The organism is Pseudomonas sp. THAF187a (assembly GCF_009363395.1).
In the GTDB taxonomy this organism is placed as follows: domain Bacteria; phylum Pseudomonadota; class Gammaproteobacteria; order Pseudomonadales; family Pseudomonadaceae; genus Aquipseudomonas; species Aquipseudomonas khazarica.
This window is the reverse complement of record NZ_CP045349.1, coordinates 2,665,523-2,683,455: the sequence shown is the minus strand read 5'-3', so window position 1 is coordinate 2,683,455 and position 17,933 is coordinate 2,665,523. Positions and strand designations below refer to the sequence as shown.

The following is a 17,933-nucleotide window of genomic DNA, read 5'->3' as shown; positions in this document are numbered from 1 at the left end:
ACCGTGGAATCCGCCACGGTGGATGGAAAGCGCCATCCACCCTGCGCCTGGCACGTAGCCCGGATGTAATCCGGGCATGGCCAAATCTGCTTGCCCCGGGTTGCATCCGGGCCACTTTTTCAGGACTGCACTCATGGCTCATCTGCCGCAAGTGAAAATCCCCGCTACCTACATCCGTGGCGGTACCAGCAAGGGCGTGTTCTTTCGCCAGCAGGATCTGCCCGAGCGCTGCCAGGTGCCGGGCGAGGCGCGTGACCGGTTGTTCATGCGCGTCATCGGCAGTCCTGATCCCTATTCGGCGCATATCGATGGCATGGGCGGTGCGACCTCGTCCACGTCGAAATGCGTGATTCTGTCGGCCAGCAGTCAGCCGGAGCACGATGTCGATTACCTCTATGGCCAGGTCTCCATCGACAAGGCCTTCGTCGACTGGAGCGGCAACTGCGGCAACCTGTCCACGGCAGCGGGGGCGTTCGCCATTCATGCCGGCCTCGTGGACCCGGCGCGGATTCCGCAGAACGGCACCTGCGTGGTGCGCATCTGGCAGGCCAACATTCACAAGACCATCATCGCCCATGTGCCGATCAGCAACGGCCAGGTGCAGGAAACCGGCGATTTCGAGCTGGATGGCGTGACCTTTCCGGCGGCGGAGATCGTGCTGGAGTTCCTCGACCCGTCCGACGATGGCGAGGAGGGGGGCTCGATGTTCCCCACCGGCAACCTCGTCGACGACCTCGAGGTGCCTGGCATCGGCACCTTCAAAGCGACCCTGATCAGCGCCGGCATCCCCACGGTGTTCGTCAATGCCGAGGACATCGGCTACCAGGGCACCGAGCTGCGCGAGGCCATCAATGGCGACCCGGCGCAGCTGGCGCGTTTCGAGCAGATCCGCATCGCCGGTGCGCTGCGCATGGGGCTGATCGCGACTGCCGAGGAGGCTGCGACCCGTCAGCACACGCCGAAGATCGCCTTCGTCAGCCCGCCCAAGGATTACCGCACCTCCAGCGGCAAGCAGGTGCAGGCCGGCGAGATCGACCTGCTGGTGCGTGCGCTGTCGATGGGCAAGCTGCACCACGCCATGATGGGCACCTGTGCGGTGGCCATCGGCACGGCGGCGGCGGTGCCGGGCACCCTGGTCAACCTGGCCGCCGGTGGTGGTGAGCGTGAAGCGGTGCGTTTCGGCCATCCGTCCGGCACCTTGCGCGTCGGTGCCGAGGCCCGGCAGGTCGAGGGTCAGTGGGCGGTGACCAAGGCGGTGATGAGCCGCAGTGCGCGCATCCTGATGGAAGGCTGGGTACGGGTGCCGGGCGACAGCTTCTGAGTCGCTCAGTGCTGGCTGGTACCCAGCAACAGGCCGCCGGCGCTGACGAAGAAGGCGCCGGTGGTGCGGTTCAGGTTGCGCACGCCACGGGCACTGCGAATCAGGCGGCGGATCTGCAGGCCGAACAGTGCATAGAGCAGCGAAGCGGCGTACTCCGCCAGCAGATAGGTCGTGCCCAGGTAGAGAAACTGCTCGGCGGCAGGCTGATCGGGGCGGATGAACTGCGGGAAGATCGCCGCGAACAACAGAATGGCCTTGGGGTTGCTGATGCCGATGAGGAATTCCTGGCGCGTCGCCAGCCACAGGGTGCGCCTGGGTTGCGTCAGACCTTGCTGTTCGTCCAGGGCGAAGGCGCGGCTGCGCCAGGCGCTGACACCCAGGTAGAGCAGGTAGGCGGCGCCGACCCACTTGATCGCGGTGAACAGCTGTTCGGAGGCCATCAGCATGGCGCCGAGGCCGACCGCCGAAATGAGCAGGAAGAAAGCGAATGCGATGACCCGCCCGGTGGTCGCCAGTACGGCGGTCGTCACGCCATGGCGGATACCGTTGTTCATCGCACAGAAGTTGTTGGGCCCCGGGGTAATGGCGATCAGCAGGGCGATCGGGGCGAACAGCACGGCATCGTTGAGCGTCATGGCGGGCTCGCGGCAGGTTATTTGAGACGGCGTTCCACGCCTTTTTCCACCAGGATCTTGGCGGAAATCTCTTCCACGGAGAAGTGCGTGGAGTTGATGAAGGCGATGTTCTCGCGGCGGAACAGGCTCTCCACCTCGCGCACCTCGAACTCGCACTGCGCATAGCTGGCGTAGCGGCTGTTGGGTTTGCGCTCGTGGCGGATGGCGGTGAGGCGATCCGGGTCGATGGTCAGGCCGAACAGCTTGTCGCGGTACTTCTTCAGCGACTCGGGCAGCTGCAGGCGCTCCATGTCGTCTTCCGTCAGCGGATAGTTGGCGGCGCGGATGCCGTACTGCATGGCCATGTACAGGCAGGTGGGCGTTTTGCCGCAGCGTGACACGCCGACCAGAATCAGGTCGGCCTTGTCGTAATAGTGGGTGCGGGCGCCATCGTCGTTGTCCAGGGCGAAGTTCACCGCCTCGATGCGCTCCATGTAGTTGGAGTTCTGGCCGATGGAGTGCGACTTGCCGACGGAATAGGAGGAGTGCGAACTCAACTCCTGCTCCAGCGGCGAGAGGAAGGTGGAGAAGATGTCGATCATGAAACCATTCGCGGTATCGAGGATCGCACGAATGTCACGGTTGACGATGGTGTCGAAGATGATCGGACGCATGCCGTCTCTTTCGGCAGCGGCATCGATTTGTTGTACCATGGCGCGCGCTTTTTCGACGCTGTCGATATAAGGGCGGGTCAGTTTGGTGAACTGAATGTTCTCGAACTGCGCGAGCAGGCTCTGGCCCAGGGTTTCGGCCGTGATGCCGGTGCCGTCGGAGATGAAGAAAGCGGTTCGTTTCATTTGCGCCAAAGGCCTTAAGCTGAGTTCGATTCTTGGCTATGATAGGCCGCGTTTTTCGCCGGCCCCATGGGGTCTGGCATTGTTACTTATTCAAGGGCAAGGCCACAATCTTGCGGCAACCTGTCGCCGGAGCGTCCAGCCCCCCGAGAATTTGCGTGAAGGCTGCCAGCTGGAGCCCTGCAGGGCCGAAGTGCAGCGGGCTTCACGCGAGTTCTGAGCTTTTCCAACATTCTAGTGGAGAGATCACCTTGGTAGAGTACGTAGTTTCCCTCGATAAGCTCGGCGTCCACGATGTAGAGCATGTGGGGGGCAAAAACGCATCCCTCGGCGAGATGATCAGTAATCTGGCGGGTGCCGGCGTCTCGGTTCCCGGTGGTTTCGCCACGACCGCCCAGGCCTATCGCGATTTCCTCGAGCAGAGCGGCCTGAACGAGCGCATCCACGCCGCACTGGATGCCCTGGACGTCGATGACGTCAACGCCCTGGCCAAGACCGGCGCAGAAATCCGCCAATGGGTGATGGACGCCGAATTCCCGGCTCGTCTCGATGCCGAGATCCGCGAAGCCTTCGCCGCCATGAGCGCCGGCAACGACAACATGGCGGTCGCCGTGCGTTCCTCCGCTACCGCCGAAGACCTGCCGGACGCGTCCTTCGCCGGCCAGCAGGAGACCTTCCTCAACATCCGTGGCGTGGACAACGTGATCCGCGCCGCCAAGGAGGTGTTCGCCTCCCTGTTCAACGACCGCGCCATCGCCTACCGCGTGCACCAGGGCTTCGACCACAAGCTGGTCGCCCTGTCCGCCGGCGTGCAGCGCATGGTGCGTTCGGAAACCGGCACCGCCGGCGTGATGTTCACCCTCGACACCGAGTCCGGCTTCCGTGACGTGGTGTTCATCACCGGCGCCTACGGCCTCGGCGAGACCGTGGTCCAGGGTGCGGTCAACCCCGACGAGTTCTACGTGCACAAGCCGACCCTGGAAGCCGGTCGCCCGGCGATCCTGCGTCGCAACCTGGGCAGCAAGGCGATCAAGATGGTCTATGGCGACGAAGCCAAGGCCGGCCGCTCGGTCAAGACCGTGGAAGTCGATCGCGCCGAGCGCGCCCGTTTCTGCATCAGCGATGCCGAGGTCAGCGAGCTGGCCAAGCAGGCCCTGATCATCGAGAAGCACTACGGCCGCCCGATGGACATCGAGTGGGCCAAGGACGGTGACGACGGCAAGCTGTACATCGTGCAGGCTCGTCCGGAAACCGTGAAGAGCCGTTCCAGCGCCACCGTGATGGAGCGCTACCTGCTGAAAGAGAAGGGCACCGTGCTGGTGGAAGGTCGCGCCATCGGTCAGCGCATCGGCGCCGGCAAGGTCCGCGTGATCCACGACGTTTCCGAGATGGACAAGGTCCAGCCGGGCGACGTGCTGGTCTCCGACATGACCGATCCGGACTGGGAGCCGGTGATGAAGCGCGCCAGCGCCATCGTCACCAACCGTGGCGGGCGTACCTGCCACGCGGCGATCATCGCCCGTGAGCTGGGCATTCCGGCCGTGGTTGGCTGCGGCAACGCGACCAGCGTGCTGAAGGACGGCCAGGGCGTCACCGTTTCCTGCGCCGAAGGCGACACCGGTTTCATCTTCGAAGGCGAACTGGGCTTCGATATTCGCAAGAACTCGGTCGACGCCATGCCGGACCTGCCGTTCAAGATCATGATGAACGTCGGCAACCCGGACCGTGCCTTCGACTTCGCCCAGCTGCCCAACGAGGGCGTGGGCCTGGCCCGCCTGGAATTCATCATCAACCGCATGATCGGCGTGCACCCGAAAGCGCTGCTGAACTTCGCCGGCCTGCCGCCGGAGATCAAGGACAGCGTCGAGAAGCGCATCGCCGGCTACGGCGACCCGGTCGACTTCTACGTCGAGAAGCTGGTCGAGGGCATCAGCACCCTGGCCGCCGCGTTCTGGCCGAAGAAGGTCATCGTGCGCCTGTCGGACTTCAAGTCCAACGAATACGCCAACCTGATCGGCGGCAAGCTGTACGAGCCGGAAGAAGAGAACCCGATGCTCGGCTTCCGTGGTGCCTCGCGCTACATCAGCGAGTCGTTCCGCGACTGCTTCGAGCTGGAGTGCCGCGCGCTGAAGAAAGTGCGCAACGAGATGGGCCTGACCAACGTCGAGATCATGGTGCCGTTCGTGCGTACCCTCGGCGAAGCCAGCCAGGTGGTCGAGCTGCTGGCCAGCAATGGTCTGTCCCGTGGTCAGGATGGCCTGAAGGTCATCATGATGTGCGAGCTGCCGTCCAACGCCCTGCTGGCCGATGAGTTCCTCGAGTTCTTCGATGGTTTCTCCATCGGTTCCAACGACCTCACCCAGCTGACCCTGGGCCTGGATCGTGACTCCGGCATCGTCGCGCACCTGTTCGATGAACGTAACCCGGCGGTGAAGAAGCTGCTGGCCAACGCCATTGCCGCCTGCAACAAGGCGGGCAAGTACATCGGCATCTGCGGTCAGGGCCCGTCGGACCACCCGGACCTGGCGCGCTGGCTGATGGAGCAGGGCATCGAGAGCGTGTCGCTGAACCCGGATTCGGTACTCGACACCTGGTTCTTCCTGGCCGAGGCCCAACCGGCCTAAGCGTCGCGATCGACCGAAGAAGGGCGGGTTGATCCCGCCCTTTTTTTGCTTTCAGGCCGTCGAAAGTGGTCGTGCAGACGCTCCCGACGGTTTTCGTTGCCTGTCATCCGAGCAGGCAGCCCCCTGGTCCGTCGCTGACGGCGACATGAATTGCTTTCGGCAGTTCTTTCGCATGCCGTTCAGCGCCATTGTGGTCTCCGTGGTCCATGCAGAGCAGTAGTGAGCTTTTCCCGGTATCTCTGATCAGCGCCGAGTTGCGTGGCGACCTCAGTGAGGACATCTACCTTCTCAAGCCCAACAACAGCCCGGACCCGAGTGTCGAGCTGGCGCTCACGCGTCTCGGGCCGGCCCGCCACGAGGATGGCCGTGGGGTGCCCGTGGTGCTGCTGCATGGCAGCTTCTCCAATCGACGCTTCTGGTACTCGCCCAAGGGCATCGGCCTGGGTGCGCACCTGGCCCGGGCCGGTTTCGATGTATGGATCGCCGAAATGCGTGGTCATGGTCTGTCGCCGCGCAACGAGTGCTACCGCAGCAACAGCGTGGCCCAGTACGTGCGTTACGACCTGCCGGCCATCGCCGACTTCATCTTCGAGCAGAGCGGCCAGGTGCCGCACTGGATCGGTCACTCGCTGGGCGGGGTGATCCTGGCCGCCGCCTTGGGCGGTGGCTATCTCGACGAGACACGGGCGCGCTCGGCAGCACTGTTCGGCAGTCAGATCAGCCGCATCTACTGGCCGCTTAAGATCCCGCCGGTGGAGTGGGGCAGCCGCCTGTTGTTGCGCGCGTTTCCCTACCTGTCCGGGCGGCGTCTCAAGCGTGGTCCCGAGGACGAGCCCGTCGGGCTGGCATTGGAGACCCTGCGCTGGTTACGCCTGTTCGGGCGTTTCGCCGACGACGAGCGGGACTGGTGGGCCGGGCTTGCCGAGGTGCGCCTGCCGCTGCTCGCGGTGAGTGCCGCCGGCGACCACCAGGACCCGGCCTGGGCCTGTCGCAAGCTGCTCGAGCAGTGTTCGGCGGCGGACTCTGAGTTTCTCCTGCTGGGCAAGACGGCTGGCTTCTCCAGCGATTTCGGCCATATCGAGATGCTGGTCAGCAAGGAGGCGCAGCGCGAGGTCTGGCCGCTCGCCGAATACTGGTTGCAGCACCTGCGGTTGCCCGATGGCTTCGCCGAGCGAGGCGCCAGCCAGGACGCTTGAGGGGTTGCGGGCGTTTCTTCGTGGCGCGCTTGACGCTAATATGTGACGCATCAGGCGCAGCCGGTCATTTTCAGGATTTGTTGCCAGTCACTCGTTCGCTGGGCGCAGCCGCATTGCGCTGAATTGTCCCGGCGAGCGCGGGTCAATGAAGGTGACCCCGGCGCCAGCCGCCCTTGCTTATCCAATGTCGAAAGGAGTTCTGTCATGCACTACGTCACCCCCGATCTGTGCGATGCGTACCCGGAGCTGGTTCAGGTGGTCGAGCCGATGTTCGCCAACTATGGCGGCCGCGATTCCTTTGGTGGCCAGATCGTCACGATCAAGTGCCACGAAGACAACTCCCTGGTGAAGGAGCAGGTCGACCTGCCCGGTCAGGGCAAGGTACTGGTGGTGGACGGTGGCGGCTCCCTGCGCCGTGCGCTGCTCGGCGACATGCTCGCCGAGAAGGCGGCCAAGAACGGCTGGGAAGGCATCGTGGTGTATGGCTGCATCCGTGACGTCGACGTGATCGCGCAGACCGATCTCGGCGTGCAGGCGCTGGCCAGCCACCCGATGAAGACCGACAAGCGCGGTATCGGCGACCTCAACGTGGCAGTGACCTTCGGTGGCGTCACCTTCAAGCCGGGTGAGTACCTGTACGCCGACAACAACGGCGTCATCGTGTCGCCGCAAGCCCTGACCATGCCGGAGTGAGTGCGATGCCGGGGCCGACTGCCGCGCTGCTGCATGCCTTCGTGCTCGACGGGCAGGGCGGTGCGCGCAGCATCGAACGCAGCCAGCTGGACAGCCTGCAACTGGCCGAGCAGGAAAGCCTCTGGCTGCACTGGGATCGTAGCCAGGAGCAGGCGCAGCGCTGGCTGCGCGAGAGCAGCGGGCTGGACGAATTCAGCTGCGACCTGCTGCTGGAGGAGAACACCAGGCCGCGCCTGCTGCCCTTGCCGGACCATGAGCTGCTGGTGTTTCTGCGGGGGATCAACCGCAACCCAGGGGCCGAGCCGGAGGACATGGTCTCGGTGCGCATCTTCGCCGATGCCAGGCGCATCATCTCCCTGCGTCTGCGCCCGCTGCTGGCGACCGACGCGCTGATCGCCGATCTGCAGGCCGGCAAGGGCCCCAGAACCTCCTCCGAGCTGCTGCTGGAGCTGGCGCGCCACCTGACCAGTCGCGTCGACGACCTGGTGACCGAGCTGAGCGAGCAACTCGATGACGAGGAAGACCGTCTCGACGAAGACGAATGCTACCGCCCGGATCACGGCCTGATGCTGCAGGTGCGCCGACGCGCTGCCAGCCTGCGCCGGTTCCTGGCGCCGCAGCGTGACCTGTATGCGCAGCTGGCACGCAACAAGCAGCCGTGGTTCGTCGAGGACGACGATGACTACTGGAACGAGCTCAACAACAGGCTGACGCGTTACCTGGAGGAGCTGGAGCTGATTCGTGAGCGGGTCGGCCTGGTGCTCGAGGCGGAAAGCAGTCGGCTTGGCGAGCGCATGAATCGGATCATGTACCGCTTTACGGTGATTACCGGCCTGTTCCTGCCGCTGAGCTTCCTGACCGGGCTGCTGGGCATCAACGTCGGCGGCATTCCGGGGGCTGATAATCCCACCGGTTTCTTCGTCGCCTGCGGCCTGATGCTGCTGCTGGCGGTGGGGCAGTTGTTGCTTTTCCGCCGCTGGCGCTGGCTGTGATGTGTGACTCATTGCCCGGCCATGACGTCTAGCCGTGACATCCCGTGAGGTGCGCATGCACGATCCATTTGAAGAATCTCTACGCGATTTGCTCAAGTCCTCGCCGTCCAGCCATGACGACGATGCCTGTCTGCACCGGGTTCTCAAGACCGCCAACCGACAAGTCGGTGCGGGCGATCTGTTCAGCCTGATGGGGCACTGGGCACAGGCCTTGATGATCGCCTTGAACAACGGTTCGGCGCATGTGGCGCCGGTTTCGCGCCGTACCCAATCCTCTGCTGCTGCTGATAAGGCTGATTGAAATGGAACTCGACCCCTGGACCCAAAGCCTGATTTCCGCGATGACCGCACTCTGGACCAAGGTTGCCGGCTTCATTCCCAACCTGTTCGTTGCGCTGGTGCTGGTGCTGCTCGGCTTCGTCGTCGCCAAGCTGCTTGATACTCTGCTGTCCAAGCTACTGGGCAAGGTCGGCCTTGATCGCCTGATGACCGGCACCGGCCTGACCAAGATGCTGGCCCGCGTGGGCATTCACGCCTCGGTGTCGACCCTGATCGGTAAGATCGTCTACTGGTTCGTGCTGCTGATCTTCCTGGTCTCGGCCGCGGAGTCCCTCGGCCTGCAGCGGGTTTCCGCCACGCTCGACGTGCTGGCGCTCTATCTGCCCAAGGTGTTCGGTGCCGCACTGGTGCTGCTCGCCGGCGTGCTGCTGGCACAACTGGTCAGCAGCCTGGTGCGTGGCGCCGCAGAAGGCGTGGGTCTGGAGTACGCGCACGGTCTTGGCCGCGTGGCCCAGGGCCTGGTGATCATCATCAGCATCTCCGTGGCCATCGGTCAGCTGGAAGTCAAGACCGATCTGCTCAACAACGTCATCGCCATCGTCCTGATTTCCGTCGGGCTGGCGGTTGCACTGGCCCTGGGCCTGGGCAGTCGGGATATCGCCAGCCAGATCCTGGCAGGCATTTATGTGCGCGAGTTGTACCAGGTCGGGCAACAAGTGCAGGTGGGTGATGTCGAAGGACAGATCGAAGAGATCGGCACGGTGAAAACCACCTTGCTCACCGACAGCGGTGAGCTGGTATCCGTCGCGAATCGAGTGATGCTCGAGCAACGCGTGAACAGTCGCTGACGCCAATCTGTTATTTTATGTAGCTGCCCGGCAAGGTGTGACCTGTCGGGCACTTTTCGTCCTGACCGTCGGCCCGACCCGTTTTGAACAAAGCTCAGCCACTGCCCAAGCGCTACGACCCCCGCGAGCTCACCGATGAAGAGCTGGTGACGCGCGCCCACGACGAGCTGTTTCACATCACGCGTGCTTACGAAGAGCTGATGCGTCGCTACCAGCGCACGTTATTCAATGTGTGCGCACGTTATTTAGGGAACGAAAGGGACGCTGATGATGTCTGTCAGGAAGTCATGCTTAAAGTGCTCTATGGCCTGAAGAACTTCGAAGGCAAATCCAAGTTCAAGACCTGGCTGTACAGCATTACCTACAACGAGTGCATTACGCAGTATCGAAAAGAGCGGCGTAAGCGTCGATTGATTGACGCCTTAAGTTTGGATCCACTTGAAGAAGCGTCCGACGAAAAGACTCCCAAGGTCGAGGAGCGAGGCGGTCTGGACCGCTGGCTGGTCCATGTCAATCCGATCGACCGAGAGATTCTCGTGTTGCGTTTTGTTGCAGAACTCGAGTTTCAAGAGATTGCAGACATCATGCACATGGGCTTGAGCGCGACGAAGATGCGCTACAAGCGAGCATTGGATCGGTTGCGGGATAAATTTTCGGAAACTTCCGAAACTTAGTTCAGCTTTCCGACCACTAAGGGGATGGCGAGACCTGATAAAATCGCCGCCAAGTTGCCGACTGATTTACCTGGCAACTGACTAACCACCAAGATGGGGATTTAACGGATGAAAGTAAAAAACACCTTGGGCGTTGTGATTGGCTCTATCGTTGCCGCAACTTCCTTCGGCGCGCTGGCGCAAGGCCAAGGCGCTGTCGAGGTGGAGGGTTTCGTCAATCGCTACTTCGCCGACTCTCAGCGTGACTTCGCTCACGACGAAGGCAACCTGTTCGGCGGCAGCATCGGCTACTACCTGACCGACGAAGTCGAGCTGGCACTGTCCTATGGCGAGTACCACGACCTGCGTGGCGAAGGTTCTGCCGGTAGCAAGAACATCAAGGGCAACCTGACCGACCTGAAGGCCATCTACCACTTCGGCCAGCCGACTGCCGGTCTGCGTCCGTACGTGTCTGCCGGTTTCGGTCATCAGAGCATCGGCGACGCCAACGGCAGTGGTCGTAACCACTCCACCCTGGCTATCGCAGGCGCTGGCGCCAAGTACTACTTCACCGAGATGTTCTATGCCCGCGCTGGCGTGGACGCTCTGTACAACATCGACCAGGGCGACACCGAGTGGCAAGCCGGCGTCGGTGTGGGTCTGAACTTCGGTGGTGGCAGCAAGCCGGCTCCGGCTCCGGTCGTCGCCGCTGTCGAGCCGACTCCCGAGCCTGCTCCGGAACCGGCCATGGAAACCGTTCGTGTCGAGCTGGACGTCAAGTTCGACTTCGACAAGGACCGCGTGAAAGAAGAAAGCTACGGTGACATCAAGAACCTGGCTGACTTCATGAACCAGTACCCGCAGACCACCACCACCGTTGAAGGTCACACCGACTCCGTCGGTAGCGATGCTTACAACCAGGGTCTGTCCGAGCGTCGTGCCAACGCCGTGCGTAACGTGCTGGTCAACCAGTACGGTGTGGACGGTGAGCGCGTGAACGCTGTTGGCTACGGCGAGACTCGCCCGGTTGCCGACAACGCCAGCGACTCCGGCCGCGCCATCAACCGTCGCGTTGAAGCCGAAGTGGAAGCCCAGATCAAGCAGTAATGCATCTGGCGCTCTGAGAAAACCCGGCTTCGGCCGGGTTTTTCTTTTTCTGCGCGCTCATCCGTGCGCCAGCTGCGCAAGATCCAGCGTGGCACGTTGCTGCACGACCTCGCCGATGACCAGGATCGCCGGGCTCTTCAGGGCGAAAGCTGTGGCATCGTCGAGCATGCTGGCGAGGCGGCTACGGCATTCGCGCTGCTGAGGTAGCGAGGCACTCTCGATCATCGCCACCGGCATCTCGCCCGGCATGCCACCGGCGAGCAGCCCCGCGCGGATGTCCGCCAGTTTCGCCACGCCCATGTAGATCACCAGCGTCGTGCCGCTCTGCGCCAGCGCGGCCCAGTTCAATGCGCTGTCGTCCTGGGTGTGGGCGGTCAGCAGGGTCACGCCACGGGCCGTGCCACGCAGGGTCAGGGGGATGCCGCAACTGGTCGCGCCTGCCAGGCCGGCGGTGATGCCATTGACGATCTCCACCTCGATGCCTCGTGCGGCCAGCCAGTCCGCTTCTTCGCTGCCGCGGCCGAAGATGCACGGGTCGCCACCTTTCAGGCGTACCACGCATTTGCCCTGGCGGGCGTAGCGCAGCATCAGGCGGTGAATGAAGGCCTGTGGCGTGGAGCGGCATCCGCCACGCTTGCCCACCGGGATGATGCGCGCTGCGTGGCTGTGCTCGAGCACGGCCGGGTTGACCAGATCGTCGATCAGGACGATCTCGGCCTGCCGCAGTGCCTTGACCGCCTTGAGGGTGAGCAGCTCCGGGTCACCGGGGCCTGCGCCTACCAGCCAGACTTTTGCACTCATGTCAGGTTCCTCACAGGGTTTGCGCGACTGGCCGGGTGGCCAGCAGGCGCTTGATTTCGGGGACGCAGGAGCCGCAGCTGGTGCCGCAACCGAGCGTCTGTTTCAGCTCGGCCAGGTCGAGCCCCTTGGCAATGCCGGCGCGGACCTTGGCCTCGCTGACGTTCAGGCAATTGCACAGGACCTTGCTGGGCGCTGCGCCGGCGTTGCCGGGTGGCGCCGACAGGGGGGCGAGCAGCCAGCGCTGTTGGTCGCCTGTGAGTCGTCCGTCCTGCCACACGCTGCGTAGCCACTGGCCGGCGAGGGTTTCGCCGGCCAGCCGGAAACCGCTGATTCGGCCGTCGTCCAGGCGTACGCGCTTGCTGATGGACCGGCTCGGGTCGTCATAGGCCAGGATCGGTCCGCTGCTGAGCTGCAGCAGCTGATCGATCCGCTCGAGCAGCTCCGAGGCAGGAGGCTCGGCACTGGCTGCACGGATCAGCAGTGCCGGTCGTTCGCGGCCGGTCGGTACCAGGCTGGCGTAGGCGAACGCCTCGAACAGCGGGCGCAGGGCCTGCAAGCGGCTCTGTACCTCGCCCTCGACCAATGCGACGAGGCGCCAGGGCAGGTCGGCCTTGCTGACTTCGACGCTGGCATGCTTGAGCTCGGGCTGCCTGGACAGCGGATCGACGGCGGGCAGGGTCAGTGCGTTGCTCCCCAGTCCCTTGAGAAAGCGCTTGCCCCAGTGCATGGGCAGCCAGGCCTGGCCAGGTCGCAGGGCATCGTCTGCCTGCACCGGCAGGATCAGGCTGCCGCGGCGGCTGCTCAGTGTGATCAGGTCGCCGTCCTGCAGCTGGCGGCGCTGCAGATCCTCGGGGTGCAGGCTCAGTGTCGCGGCTTCGACATGGCCGAACAGGCGGGAGGCCGTGCTGGTGCGGCTCATGCCGTGCCACTGGTCGCGCAGGCGCCCGCTATTGAGGATCAGCGGGTAGTCGGGGGTGCAGGGCTCCTGGGGCGCCAGGTAGGGATCGGCATGGAAGCGGGCGCGGCCGGAGTCGTGCGGGAAGCGGCCATCTGTGTAGAGGCGCGTGGTGCCTTGATCAGCGCCGGGTGGAAATGGCCACTGCTGCGGGCCCAGTTCGTCCAGGCGTGCGTAGCTCAGCCCGGACAGGTCGAGGTCGCGCCCTCGGGTCAGGGATTTGTACTCCTCGAACAAGGCCTCGGCACTGCTGAAGTCGAACAGGCTGGGGCGTTCGGGGTGCAGGCGCTTCTCCAGGCGGCGGGCGAAGTCGCAGGTGATCGACCAGTCGGCGCGAGCCTGGCCCGGGGCCGGCACGGCAGGGCGTACATGGCTGACGCGGCGCTCGGAATTGGTCACCGTGCCTTCCTTCTCGCCCCAGCTGGCGGCGGGCAGCAGCAGGTCGGCATGCTCGCAGGTCTCGGTGTGGCGAAAGGCTTCCTGGACCACCACGAACGGGCAGGCGGCCAGGGCCTCGTGCACCCTGTGCTGATTGGGCAGCGACTGGGCCGGGTTGGTGCAGGCGATCCACAGCGCCTTGATGCGCCCGGCATGCAGCGCATCGAACAGCTCGATGGCAGGCAGGCCCGCAGTGCTCGGCAGCTGTTCGATGCCCCAGTAGGCGGCCACTTCGGCACGGTGCTCGGGGTTGGCCGCATCGCGGTGTCCCGGCAGCAGATTGCTCAGGCTGCCGGTCTCACGGCCGCCCATGGCATTCGGCTGGCCGGTGAGGGAGAAGGGCCCGGCACCGGCCTTGCCGATCTGCCCGGTGGCCAGGTGCAGGTTGATCAGTGCGCTGTTCTTGGCACTGCCGGCGCTGGACTGGTTCAGCCCCATGCACCACAGCGAGAGGAAGCTCGGCGACTGACCGATCCAGCGCGCGCAGGTGAGCAGGTCGGCGCGGCTGATCTGGCAGAGCTCCGCGACCCTGGCCGGCGGATAGTCGCGTACATGTCGCTCCAGGGCGGCGAAGCCCTCGGTATGCGCGTCGATGAAGTGCCGATCGATCCAGCCTTCCTGCAGCAGCACATGGAGGATGCCGTGAAACAGCGCGACGTCGCTGCCCGGCTGCAGCGCCAGGTGCAGGTCGGCCAGCTCGCAGGTCTCGGTACGCCGGGGGTCGACGACGATGATCTTCATCTGTGGGCGTCTGGCCTTGGCCTCCTCCAGGCGACGGAACAGCACGGGATGGGCGTAGGCCATGTTGGACCCGGCGATCAGCAGGCAGTCGCTCTGCTCGATGTCGCTGTAGGAGCAGGGCGGCGCATCGCTGCCGAGGCTGCGCTTGTAGCCGACGACGGCAGAACTCATGCACAGGCGCGAGTTGGAGTCGATGTTGTGGGTGCCGACCACCGCGCGGGCCAGCTTGTTGAAGGCGTAGTAGTCCTCGGTGAGCAGCTGCCCGGATATGTAGAACGCGACGCTGTCGGGGCCGTGCTGGCGGATGGTCTCGGCGAATACCGTGGCGGCATGATCCAGCGCGCTGTCCCAGTCCGTGCGCGAGCGTGCCAGGCTCTTGCCCAGACGCAGCTCGGGGTAGAGTGCGCGGGCATCGAGGTCGCCGGTCAGGTGCAGGGTCGAGCCCTTGCTGCACAGCCGACCGTGGTTGGCAGGATGCTCCGGATCACCGCTGACGCCGAGAATCCGTGCGCCGTCGTGTTCGATCAGTACCCCGCAGCCGACGCCGCAATAGCAGCAGGTGGAGGCGGTGACATGATGGCTGGTCATTGCTGACACTCCTTGCGGGCGGCCGCCGGGCCGCTCAGGCGCATTGTCTGGTGGGCTCGCGGGTCTGGCTGTGGGCGGACTGGCTGCGTGTCGCGAGTTCACCGAACATCAGTGCGTCGCGGAGCTCGCCGATGTGGCGTTTCTCGTGGATCAGCCGGAGATACCAGGCGCTATCGGCGGTGTCGCCGTACAGGCAGGCACCGACCAGCAGGTCATCCTCGATCACCAGTTTCTTGTAGATACCGTTGAGCGGGTCGCGGAGCGTGATGCTTTCGGTGCCTGGCGCGCCCATGAAGTCGCCGGCCGAGAACAGCTCGATGCCGGTGACCTTGAGCCGGGTGGCTGTCACGGAGCCCGGGTAGCGCGCGAAACCCAGCTGTGCCAGGTGATTGGCGCAGACCCTGGCCTGTTCGTAGAGCGGTGCCACCAGGCCATAGGCGACACCGCGATGAGCGGCGCATTCGCCGATGGCGTAGATGCGCGGGTCGTAGGTCTGCAGCGTGTCGTCGACGACGATGCCGCGATTGCAGGCAAGGCCGGCGCTCTGCGCCAGTTCGATGTTGGGGCGGATACCGGCAGCCATCACCACCAGGTCGGCGGGGATTTCCTGACCATCCGCGAGCTTCACGGCGCGTACACGGCCGGCGCCGTTGTCCAGCAGCTCGGCGGTCTGCCTGCCCAGCAGCAGATTCAGCCCCCGCGCCTGCAGCGACGCCTGCAGCAGCGCTGCGGCGCTTCGATCCAGCTGACGATCCAGCAGCCATTCGCCGATGTGCACCACGCTCGTTTGCATGCCGCGCAGTTTGAGGCCATTGGCGGCCTCGAGGCCGAGCAGGCCGCCACCGATGACCACGGCATGTCGATGGGTCCTGGCGGTGTCCATCATCATGCGTGCATCGGCCATGTCGCGGTAACCGATGACCCCGTCGAGCCGGTTGCCGGGGATCGGCAGGATGAACGGGCTGGAGCCGGTGGCGATCAACAGGCGGTCGTAGGGCGCCTGGCTGCCGTCATCGGCCACTACCCGGCGTGCCTGGCGATCGATCTTCACCACCTTGCGCCCCAGTTGCAGGCGGACGCCGTTCTTCGCATACCAGTCGAGGTCGTTGAGAATGATGTCTTCGAAGCCCTGCTCGCCCGCCAGCACCGGCGACAGCAGGATGCGGTTGTAGTTGGGCCGAGGTTCGGCGCCGAACACGGTGATGTCATACAGCCCCGGCGCCAGCTTGAGCAGCTCCTCGAGGGTGCGTACACCTGCCATGCCGTTGCCGATCATCACCAGCTTGAGTCTTTCCACGCCGGTTCTCCCGAATGCGCCATCACGTAACGCTGGCTGCCCACCGGGCGTGCCAGGGTAAGCAACTTGCCGGGAGCTGTTTGCCGCTCGCCGGACTCGGAAGGTTGCCGCCAGGAATGACAGGCAACAAAAAAGGCGTCCCGCTAGTTACCTAGCGAGGACGCCTTTGTCCAAGTCCCGAGTCTCCGGGAAGTGCGGCGCTCTTCGTTGAGCGTCGCGCTTTGATCAAGTTGTGCAGTCAGTAATGCAGCGCTTGTGCCAAGTCGCCCGAGCCGCTGCTGTCGGGCGTTTCAGGGCAGAGTGGTGGCTCGCCTCGTGGCGCGGGTGCACTGTTTCAACGCCGGATGCGCTGATCTGGTGCGCGGCGCCGTTGGCTTCAGCGAATCGATTCGACCTGGCGCGCCGGACTTGCCAGTGCTGCGACGACTCCGCAGAACGCACTCGCCGATGCCGAGGTGGCGTGCGTGGGCAGAGGCAGTGCGAGCAGGGACCAGGCCGAGAGGCTGGCGATCAGAGCCGTGCGTTGAGCGCGCTTGCGTATGGCTGGCATTGCGGTTCCTCCCAAGGTCAGCCTGGCATGCTGCCGATTCGTCGATGAACCTGGCATGACAGGCTGTTTATCGTTATGCCCTAAGGCGTAGCAGAGGATTCAGCAACTGTCACGCCAACAGGTCAGTTATCCGACCACGCGATTGACCTTGGGGAACTTGGCGCCGAATTCCTGCGGCATCTGCACGACCTTCGACTGACGGTAATCGAAGAACACGAAGCCGGACTTGGCCATGGCCACCAGCGTGCCGTCGGCAGGGCGGGTGATGCGAAAGGTGATATCGCCGCCGTACTTGTTGAAGTCCATGACGCCCACTTCGAACAGCAACTGGTCGCGTGCATGCGCCTCGGCGCGGTAGGTCGTCGCCAGGTCGGTGACGATGATGCCCACGCCATTGCCGTCGCTCTCGCGGATGCCGAATTCGAACAGGAAGCGTGCACGGGCCTCGGAAATCATCGAGATCATCGAGTCGTTGCCCAGGTGGTTGGCGCCGTTGATGTCGGTAACGCGAACGGTGAGATGGGTGCTGTAGCAGTACTGGTCTTCGGGAAAATCGAGGGTCAGGCGCGCCATGATCGTGTCACTGTCGGGGAAAGTGGTGATTGTAAGCGCCTGGCCAGCTCATCGGTGCAAGCTGTTGAGGTGGTAGAAGGTCACACGACCGCCTTCGCTGTCCGGCCCCGAGTTGTCCTGGATATAGGCGCCTGCCTTGAAGTAGAGGTACTGGGTGTCCCAGCTGCTGCTCAACTGGCGGTAGTAGGAGCCAGCATCGCCGTCCGTGCTGGACACGCTGATGCCGATGCGCCCGCTGGGGGTGACGCGTAGGTCGTAGCCAAAGCGCTCGCCGAGCTGCACGTTCTCGGCCAGCAGGATGTTCTTCACTTCACTGTCGCCCGGCCGGGCGCGCAGCAGCAGTTCGATGCGGCCGACACCGCGAAGGTAGTGATACTGCAGCTTGAGCAGCGGATCGTTCTGGCTGCCGGGTACGTCCGTGCTGTGGATCTGTCCGATCACCACCTTGTTGCGACTGGGCACCTGGTCGACCTGCAGCACCGCGCTCAGGTAGCTGTCAGAACTGGCGTGCAGCCAGTTGTCGAGGCTGCCGTCACGCAGGGTCTCGCGCAGCTCGCTGCGCGGGTAGCGGGCATCGGCCGTGCGTGAGCCGGTCACCGGTACCCAGAAGGTCACGCTGCCGTCGGCGTTGCGCCGGAAGTAGCGGCTCTCGTAAGCATTGTTCAGGCGCTCGGTACTGATGGTGGTCGGCGTCGGGTCGGTGGGAATCGACAGGTTCCAGGTGGTGAGATCTAGCACGGGACTCTCTGCTCGTCGGTTGAAGGCACTTCTTCGTCCCCCTCACGGGCCAGAGGTTCAACCGCGCCGAC

General features: G+C 64.2%; 16 protein-coding genes and 1 pseudogene. 9 read left to right on the top strand and 8 right to left on the bottom strand.

All coding sequences use genetic code 11. From position 1 onward, the window contains the following. Nucleotides 1–133: 133 nt before the first annotated feature. Complete coding sequence (gene prpF / locus FIV02_RS12525; RefSeq protein WP_152488794.1) at nucleotides 134–1,321, top strand: 2-methylaconitate cis-trans isomerase PrpF; 1,188 nt, start codon at nucleotides 134–136, stop codon at nucleotides 1,319–1,321. Between the two features lie 5 nt (nucleotides 1,322–1,326). Here prpF and FIV02_RS12520 read toward each other — a convergent pair whose 3' ends face one another. The 3 genes from FIV02_RS12520 to FIV02_RS25290 all read right to left on the bottom strand — a co-directional run bounded on the left by FIV02_RS12520 (nucleotide 1,327) and on the right by FIV02_RS25290 (nucleotide 3,094). Then, on the bottom strand, nucleotides 1,327–1,956 hold the full coding sequence (locus FIV02_RS12520; protein WP_152488793.1) for a LysE family translocator: 630 nt from the start codon (nucleotides 1,954–1,956) through the stop codon (nucleotides 1,327–1,329). Nucleotides 1,957–1,973: 17 nt separating this feature from the next. Continuing rightward, on the bottom strand, nucleotides 1,974–2,792 hold the full coding sequence (locus FIV02_RS12515; RefSeq protein WP_037047682.1) for a pyruvate, water dikinase regulatory protein: 819 nt from the start codon (nucleotides 2,790–2,792) through the stop codon (nucleotides 1,974–1,976). Between the two features lie 86 nt (nucleotides 2,793–2,878). Continuing rightward, a complete protein-coding gene (locus FIV02_RS25290) occupies nucleotides 2,879–3,094 on the bottom strand; it encodes a hypothetical protein (RefSeq protein ID WP_371923154.1) in 216 nt (71 codons plus the stop codon). Here FIV02_RS25290 and ppsA point away from each other — a divergent pair. From ppsA to FIV02_RS12475, 8 genes are all read left to right on the top strand, one after another. Next, on the top strand, nucleotides 3,041–5,413 hold the full coding sequence (gene ppsA, locus FIV02_RS12510) for a phosphoenolpyruvate synthase (RefSeq protein WP_037047680.1): 2,373 nt from the start codon (nucleotides 3,041–3,043) through the stop codon (nucleotides 5,411–5,413). The genes FIV02_RS25290 and ppsA overlap by 54 nt on opposite strands. A gap of 206 nt (nucleotides 5,414–5,619) precedes the next feature. After that, nucleotides 5,620–6,609, top strand: coding sequence for an alpha/beta fold hydrolase (locus FIV02_RS12505; RefSeq protein ID WP_152488792.1), 990 nt, complete (start codon nucleotides 5,620–5,622; stop codon nucleotides 6,607–6,609). 204 nt (nucleotides 6,610–6,813) lie between these two features. Then, the gene (rraA, locus tag FIV02_RS12500; RefSeq protein ID WP_152488791.1) at nucleotides 6,814–7,302 is read left to right on the top strand and encodes a ribonuclease E activity regulator RraA; all 489 of its coding nucleotides are present in this window, start codon (nucleotides 6,814–6,816) and stop codon (nucleotides 7,300–7,302) included. 5 nt (nucleotides 7,303–7,307) lie between these two features. After that, nucleotides 7,308–8,294: a zinc transporter ZntB gene (locus tag FIV02_RS12495; protein WP_152488790.1), complete on the top strand. Its 987-nt coding sequence runs from the start codon at nucleotides 7,308–7,310 to the stop codon at nucleotides 8,292–8,294. A 49-nt stretch (nucleotides 8,295–8,343) separates the two neighbouring features. Further along, complete coding sequence (locus tag FIV02_RS12490) at nucleotides 8,344–8,595, top strand: CrfX protein (protein ID WP_371923282.1); 252 nt, start codon at nucleotides 8,344–8,346, stop codon at nucleotides 8,593–8,595. 1 nt (nucleotide 8,596) lies between these two features. Then, entirely contained in the window at nucleotides 8,597–9,421 is an 825-nt protein-coding gene (locus tag FIV02_RS12485) for a mechanosensitive ion channel domain-containing protein (protein ID WP_037047666.1), read from the top strand. An 83-nt stretch (nucleotides 9,422–9,504) separates the two neighbouring features. Then, complete coding sequence (gene sigX, locus FIV02_RS12480; RefSeq protein WP_152488789.1) at nucleotides 9,505–10,095, top strand: RNA polymerase sigma factor SigX; 591 nt, start codon at nucleotides 9,505–9,507, stop codon at nucleotides 10,093–10,095. 108 nt (nucleotides 10,096–10,203) lie between these two features. Beyond that, on the top strand, nucleotides 10,204–11,181 hold the full coding sequence (locus FIV02_RS12475; protein WP_152488788.1) for an OmpA family protein: 978 nt from the start codon (nucleotides 10,204–10,206) through the stop codon (nucleotides 11,179–11,181). A gap of 57 nt (nucleotides 11,182–11,238) precedes the next feature. On the opposite strand, the gene cobA is transcribed toward FIV02_RS12475, so the two are convergent. The 5 genes and pseudogenes from cobA to FIV02_RS12450 all read right to left on the bottom strand — a co-directional run bounded on the left by cobA (nucleotide 11,239) and on the right by FIV02_RS12450 (nucleotide 17,862). After that, nucleotides 11,239–11,982 carry a uroporphyrinogen-III C-methyltransferase gene (cobA, locus tag FIV02_RS12470; protein ID WP_152488787.1) on the bottom strand — a complete coding sequence of 248 codons (744 nt, stop codon included), beginning with the start codon at nucleotides 11,980–11,982 and terminating at the stop codon, nucleotides 11,239–11,241. Between the two features lie 10 nt (nucleotides 11,983–11,992). After that, nucleotides 11,993–14,704 carry a nitrate reductase gene (locus FIV02_RS12465; RefSeq protein WP_152488786.1) on the bottom strand — a complete coding sequence of 904 codons (2,712 nt, stop codon included), beginning with the start codon at nucleotides 14,702–14,704 and terminating at the stop codon, nucleotides 11,993–11,995. A gap of 91 nt (nucleotides 14,705–14,795) precedes the next feature. After that, a pseudogene (locus FIV02_RS12460) lies at nucleotides 14,796–16,001 on the bottom strand (NAD(P)/FAD-dependent oxidoreductase); the annotation flags it as partial. Between the two features lie 676 nt (nucleotides 16,002–16,677). Then, entirely contained in the window at nucleotides 16,678–17,124 is a 447-nt protein-coding gene (locus FIV02_RS12455; RefSeq protein WP_037047655.1) for a thioesterase family protein, read from the bottom strand. A 48-nt stretch (nucleotides 17,125–17,172) separates the two neighbouring features. Continuing rightward, nucleotides 17,173–17,862: a polysaccharide lyase family 7 protein gene (locus FIV02_RS12450; RefSeq protein WP_047585695.1), complete on the bottom strand. Its 690-nt coding sequence runs from the start codon at nucleotides 17,860–17,862 to the stop codon at nucleotides 17,173–17,175. Nucleotides 17,863–17,933: the final 71 nt, after the last annotated feature.

What these genes read in the sequence shown, in the direction of transcription:
- prpF (WP_152488794.1), top strand. Translation starts at nt 134, where the DNA reads ATGGCTCATCTGCCGCAAGTGAAAATCCCCGCTACCTACATCCGTGGC.
- FIV02_RS12520 (WP_152488793.1), bottom strand. Translation starts at nt 1,956, where the DNA reads ATGACGCTCAACGATGCCGTGCTGTTCGCCCCGATCGCCCTGCTGATC.
- FIV02_RS12515 (WP_037047682.1), bottom strand. Translation starts at nt 2,792, where the DNA reads ATGAAACGAACCGCTTTCTTCATCTCCGACGGCACCGGCATCACGGCC.
- FIV02_RS25290 (WP_371923154.1), bottom strand. Translation starts at nt 3,094, where the DNA reads ATGCTCTACATCGTGGACGCCGAGCTTATCGAGGGAAACTACGTACTC.
- FIV02_RS12505 (WP_152488792.1), top strand. Translation starts at nt 5,620, where the DNA reads ATGCAGAGCAGTAGTGAGCTTTTCCCGGTATCTCTGATCAGCGCCGAG.
- rraA (WP_152488791.1), top strand. Translation starts at nt 6,814, where the DNA reads ATGCACTACGTCACCCCCGATCTGTGCGATGCGTACCCGGAGCTGGTT.
- FIV02_RS12495 (WP_152488790.1), top strand. Translation starts at nt 7,308, where the DNA reads ATGCCGGGGCCGACTGCCGCGCTGCTGCATGCCTTCGTGCTCGACGGG.
- FIV02_RS12485 (WP_037047666.1), top strand. Translation starts at nt 8,597, where the DNA reads ATGGAACTCGACCCCTGGACCCAAAGCCTGATTTCCGCGATGACCGCA.
- FIV02_RS12475 (WP_152488788.1), top strand. Translation starts at nt 10,204, where the DNA reads ATGAAAGTAAAAAACACCTTGGGCGTTGTGATTGGCTCTATCGTTGCC.
- cobA (WP_152488787.1), bottom strand. Translation starts at nt 11,982, where the DNA reads ATGAGTGCAAAAGTCTGGCTGGTAGGCGCAGGCCCCGGTGACCCGGAG.
- FIV02_RS12465 (WP_152488786.1), bottom strand. Translation starts at nt 14,704, where the DNA reads ATGACCAGCCATCATGTCACCGCCTCCACCTGCTGCTATTGCGGCGTC.
- FIV02_RS12455 (WP_037047655.1), bottom strand. Translation starts at nt 17,124, where the DNA reads ATGGCGCGCCTGACCCTCGATTTTCCCGAAGACCAGTACTGCTACAGC.